The sequence below is a fragment of the Mesorhizobium sp. M7A.F.Ca.US.005.03.2.1 genome (genome assembly GCF_003997795.1).
Taxonomy (GTDB): domain Bacteria; phylum Pseudomonadota; class Alphaproteobacteria; order Rhizobiales; family Rhizobiaceae; genus Mesorhizobium; species Mesorhizobium ciceri.
Genome location: NZ_RZRP01000524.1, coordinates 1 through 4,480, shown reverse-complemented (window position 1 = coordinate 4,480; position 4,480 = coordinate 1). Strand labels below are relative to the sequence as shown.

Here is a 4,480-nt window from a genome sequence, read left to right as displayed (position 1 = left end):
TTCATGCGGCACTCCGCAGGGTCAAAGGTTGCGGATCGCGCGAAAACACATCGCGCAGCAAGGCAATGACGCGCGCGGGCTCGAATGCGGTCAGTACGGCCTTTCGGCTGTCGTCGGCGACGCCGCCTGCATGCCGATCAAGATACCAGCCGAGATGCTTGCGCGCCTGGCGCAGGCCGCTTTCGGCGCCGTAGAGCGCCAGCATATCCTCATAGTGGGCCACGATGTAGTCGGCGAGCGCCGTCGGGTTCTGTGGAATATTTGGCGTCATTTCGCCTGTCGCTGCGGCCGCAATGCCACCTGCGATCCAGGGCGCGCCATAATGGGCACGGCCGATCATCACGGCGTCGGCACCCGATTGATCGAGAATGTCGGCCGCTTCCGCCGGCGAAGAGACGTCACCATTGGCGACGACCGGGATGGACACGGCTTCCTTGACGCGGGCGATGGCGCGCCAGTCGGCCTTGCCCTGATAGAACTGGCAGCGCGTTCGGCCGTGCACGGTCACCATGCTGACACCGGCCTGCTCGGCGCGCCGCGCCAGCATCGGCGCGTTGAGCGCGCCTTCGTCCCAGCCAAGCCGCATCTTGACCGTCACTGGCACCTCGACCGCGCCGACAACGGCGTCGATCAGCGACAGTGCGTGGTCGAGATCCAGCATCAATGCCGAGCCGGCATAACCGCCGGTGACCTTCTTGGCCGGGCATCCCATGTTGATGTCGATAATGTCGGCGCCCTCGCCGGCGGCGATTCTGGCACCTTCGGCCATGTGCATCGCCTCACGGCCGGCCAGCTGAACCATATGGACGGGCAGGCCGGAGTGGCGTATGCGCAGGTTGAAACCGGCCCTGCCCTTGGCGAGCTCGCCGCTGGCAACCATTTCGGACACGACCAGGCCCGCGCCATGCGCGTGGGCACGCTGCCGGAACGGCTCGTCCGTAATGCCCGACATCGGCGCGAGGAACACGCGATTGCGGAGTTTCACGCCGCCGACGTTAAGCGGCGCGGCCAATTTGGTCAAATTAACCATGCACAAAAACCAAGCATCTTCATTCGTTGCACATTCTCTAGCCATATCGGCCGCAATGTGCAACGCGGAATGACGCCACATTAAGGCGCAATTGGGAAAATGCTGGCCTTCGGGATTGGGTGTGGCCAAAGCGCCGCGCGCCCCGTGGGACGCGCAAAGGACGCTTTGGGATTCATATTTGACGCACGATCTTTGCCGAAAACCGATTACACTTTTCGGGATCGTGCGCTAAGCCAATCTGCAATGACTGACGCAAGTGAAAATCACGTTTCGAGTGCGGATGGCAAGGTCGCGGTGGTAATCGTCGCGGCCGGCCGTGGTGCGCGCGCCGGACAGGCCAACGGACCGAAGCAATATCAACACATTGGCGGCTTTGCCGTTATCGCACACACGCTTGACATTTTTCTGGCCCACCCGCGGACCAGCGAGATCGTCGTCGCCATTCATGCTGACGACCATGAACTGTTCCGGCAGGCGGCGGGCACCAACGCCGAGCGCGTTAGCGCCGTTATCGGCGGGGCGACCAGGCAGGAATCCGTCCGGCTCGGCCTGCTTGCCCTTAGAGACCACGCGCCGGGGCAGGTTCTGATCCACGATGCCGTGCGTCCGTTTGTCGATGCGGACCTAATAGATCGCACCATCGCCGCCATCGGCGAGCGCGAGGGCGCATTGCCCGCTTTGCCCGTCGCCGACACGCTGAAGCGCGAATCGGCCTCCGGGGTGGTCGGCGAAACCGTTTCGCGCAGCGGTCTTCACGCGGCGCAAACGCCGCAGGGCTTTCCGTTCTGGCCCATCCTTGCCGCGCACGAGAAAGCCCATCATCTGGGAAAAATGGATTTTACCGACGATGCCGCGATCGCCGAATGGGCGCATATTCCGGTCAAGATCGTTCCGGGCTCGCCGGATAATGTCAAACTCACCTGGGCACGGGATATTGCGATGGCGGACCAGCGGCTTTCCGGCGAACGTGTGCGCTTTCCCGACATCCGAACCGGCAATGGCTACGACGTCCATGCTTTCGAGCCCGGCGACCATGTCACACTGTGTGGCGTCGCCATTGCACACGACAAGAAACTGTCCGGCCATTCCGACGCCGATGTCGGTCTGCATGCTCTGACCGATGCGTTGTTGGCGACCTGCGGCGCCGGCGACATCGGCACGCATTTTCCGCCGTCCGACCCGCAGTGGAAAGGCGCTGCGTCGCGGATCTTCGTCGAGCATGCGGCAGGGCTGGTGCGCGAGCGCGGCGGCCGCATCGCCAATGCCGATATCACGTTGATCTGCGAAGCGCCGCGCGTCGGCCCGCACCGCGAGGCGATGACGGCAGCCCTGTCGCAGATGCTGGCAATTTCCGCGGATCGCATCTCGATCAAGGCGACAACCAACGAGAAGCTCGGCTTCGTCGGGCGCGAGGAAGGCATTGCGGCGATCGCCACTGCCAGTGTGGTGTTTCCCGGCGAGGTGCCGGAATGACCAACAGCGACCTGGCAAATGCCTTGCTGCAAGCCTGCCAGAAACGCGGCATCATGCTGGCAACGGCGGAAAGCTGCACCGGCGGCATGATCATCGCGGCACTCACCGACATCGCGGGCTCGTCCGCCGTGGTCGATCGCGGCTTCATCACCTATTCCAACGAAGCCAAGATGGACATGCTCGGCGTTTCCGCCGCCACGCTCGATGCGCATGGGGCGGTTTCGCGCGAGACTGCGATCGAAATGGCGACAGGCGCGCTTACCCGTTCGCGCGCCGGGCTGACCCTGGCGGTTACCGGGATCGCCGGGCCTGGCGGCGGTTCGGCGGAAAAACCGGTCGGCCTGGTCTGGTTCGGGGTTGCGCTGGACGGCCGACCGATTGTCGCCGAGCACCAACTCTTTGCAGACAAAGGCCGCGATTTCATCCGTCGCGAAACGGTCCGGCAAGCGCTGGAACTGGGCCTGCAAGCACTCGGATAGGATTATAAAACGTTGGGCGGGCGGACCCGAAAGCCGGATTTGCGGCTACGTTTTCGATTCCGGGCTGCTTTGCCCCAAGTGTGGCTCCGTCCCAGCCAGCAGCCGCTGAATGTTGGCACGATGGCGCATAACCACGTAGATGCTGCCCGCAATCACCAGCAACCGATAGGCCAACGGTTGCTCCAGGCCACAGATGAGGGCGATCGCGGTCAACGCCGCTACCATCGAACTCAGGGAAACTATCCGAGACGTAGCCAGCACAGCACCAAAAGCCGCCGCAGCCCCCACACCTACCGGCCAAGACAGAGCCAGCAACACGCCAAGCCCCGTCGCAGCGGATTTGCCACCTGTGAAATTCAACCAGATCGAACGGCCATGTCCCAACAACACGGCAATTCCGGCCAGGCAAACAGCCCAAGGCACCCAGGCTTGCAGGTCAAGCGGGGTCGATGGCGTAACAAACGGCAACGTGATGAACCAGGGATAGAACCAGCGGGCAAAGACGATCGCCGCAGCACCTTTCAGCACATCCACCAGCAACACCACCAACGCAGGCCATTTTCCCAAGACCCGCAAAACGGTCGTTGCCCCGGTGGATTTGGAGCCATGCTCCCGGATATCGATGCTCTTGAGCAGCTTCCCCGCCAGATAACCCGTGGGCATGGAACCGAAGAGATAGGCGATCGCCAGTCCAACGGTGCTCGCTATCCAGAAAAGCATGCGCAAGCCTCAAGACGGTTTTGTACCGTAGATGACGTCGGCGCGCTTCTCAAAGGCTTCGGCGAACATGCGGAAGGCACGATCGAACATGGTTCCCATGACCGCGCCCAGAATGCGGCTCTTGAACTCGTAGTCGATGAAGAAGCGGACGGCGCAACCGGCGCCGTCGGGTTCGAAACGCCAGACATTGCTCAAATATTTAAACGGCCCGTCGATGTACTTCACGTCGATGGTGTTCTCGTCGGGCTTCAGCAGTACCTGCGTCGTGAAGGTTTCGCGGATCGCCTTGTAGCCGATGCTCATGTCGGCAAGGAGAACGGTACGCCCGTCACGCTCCTTGCGCGAGCGAACCGTCAGCGCTTCGCAAAGCGGCAGGAATTGCGGATAGGATTCAACATCGGCGACCAAAGCGAACATCTGCTCGGGTGTATGGGATACGCGTCGGGTGGCTTCGAATTTTGGCATGAAACCGGCTGATTAAGCTGATTTCTTGAGAATCGCTTCCCGTGCCGCACGCAGCTTGGCGAAATCGTCGCCGGCGTGATGCGATGAACGCGTCAGCGGGCTGGACGCCACCAGCAGGAAACCCTTGGTCCGGCCGATCGTCTCAAAGGATTTGAACTCCTCCGGCGTAACAAAACGGATCACCGGGTGGTGCTTCTTCGACGGCTGCAGATACTGGCCTATGGTCATGAAGTCGACATTGGCCGAACGCAGATCGTCCATCAACTGCAGGATTTCATTCCGTTCTTCGCCCAGTCCCACCATGATGCCGGAC

5 protein-coding genes and 1 pseudogene are annotated in these 4,480 nt (G+C 62.0%); 2 read left to right on the top strand and 4 right to left on the bottom strand.

Features of this window, described 5'->3' with window-relative positions; all coding sequences use genetic code 11:
- Nucleotide 1: 1 nt before the first annotated feature.
- Complete coding sequence (gene dusB / locus EN991_RS24665) at nucleotides 2-1,030, bottom strand: tRNA dihydrouridine synthase DusB (protein WP_127369737.1); 1,029 nt, start codon at nucleotides 1,028-1,030, stop codon at nucleotides 2-4.
- A 243-nt stretch (nucleotides 1,031-1,273) separates the two neighbouring features.
- Between dusB and EN991_RS24660 the strand changes: the two genes are divergently transcribed.
- Nucleotides 1,274-2,503, top strand: coding sequence for a bifunctional 2-C-methyl-D-erythritol 4-phosphate cytidylyltransferase/2-C-methyl-D-erythritol 2,4-cyclodiphosphate synthase (locus EN991_RS24660; protein WP_013531491.1), 1,230 nt, complete (start codon nucleotides 1,274-1,276; stop codon nucleotides 2,501-2,503).
- Complete coding sequence (locus tag EN991_RS24655; RefSeq protein ID WP_024505192.1) at nucleotides 2,500-2,982, top strand: CinA family protein; 483 nt, start codon at nucleotides 2,500-2,502, stop codon at nucleotides 2,980-2,982. Before EN991_RS24660 ends, EN991_RS24655 begins: the two co-directional genes overlap by 4 nt.
- A gap of 45 nt (nucleotides 2,983-3,027) precedes the next feature.
- Here EN991_RS24655 and plsY read toward each other — a convergent pair whose 3' ends face one another.
- The 3 genes and pseudogenes from plsY to EN991_RS24640 all read right to left on the bottom strand — a co-directional run.
- Nucleotides 3,028-3,702, bottom strand: coding sequence for a glycerol-3-phosphate 1-O-acyltransferase PlsY (gene plsY, locus EN991_RS24650; protein WP_127369736.1), 675 nt, complete (start codon nucleotides 3,700-3,702; stop codon nucleotides 3,028-3,030).
- Nucleotides 3,703-3,711: 9 nt separating this feature from the next.
- Complete coding sequence (locus EN991_RS24645) at nucleotides 3,712-4,167, bottom strand: type II toxin-antitoxin system RatA family toxin (RefSeq protein WP_013531488.1); 456 nt, start codon at nucleotides 4,165-4,167, stop codon at nucleotides 3,712-3,714.
- 12 nt (nucleotides 4,168-4,179) lie between these two features.
- Nucleotides 4,180-4,480: pseudogene (locus EN991_RS24640) on the bottom strand (lipoyl synthase); the annotation flags it as partial.

Excerpts from the sequence above, each read along its gene's own strand:
- dusB (WP_127369737.1), bottom strand. The coding sequence starts at position 1,030 with ATGGTTAATTTGACCAAATTGGCCGCGCCGCTTAACGTCGGCGGCGTG.
- EN991_RS24660 (WP_013531491.1), top strand. The coding sequence starts at position 1,274 with ATGACTGACGCAAGTGAAAATCACGTTTCGAGTGCGGATGGCAAGGTC.
- EN991_RS24655 (WP_024505192.1), top strand. The coding sequence starts at position 2,500 with ATGACCAACAGCGACCTGGCAAATGCCTTGCTGCAAGCCTGCCAGAAA.
- plsY (WP_127369736.1), bottom strand. The coding sequence starts at position 3,702 with ATGCTTTTCTGGATAGCGAGCACCGTTGGACTGGCGATCGCCTATCTC.
- EN991_RS24645 (WP_013531488.1), bottom strand. The coding sequence starts at position 4,167 with ATGCCAAAATTCGAAGCCACCCGACGCGTATCCCATACACCCGAGCAG.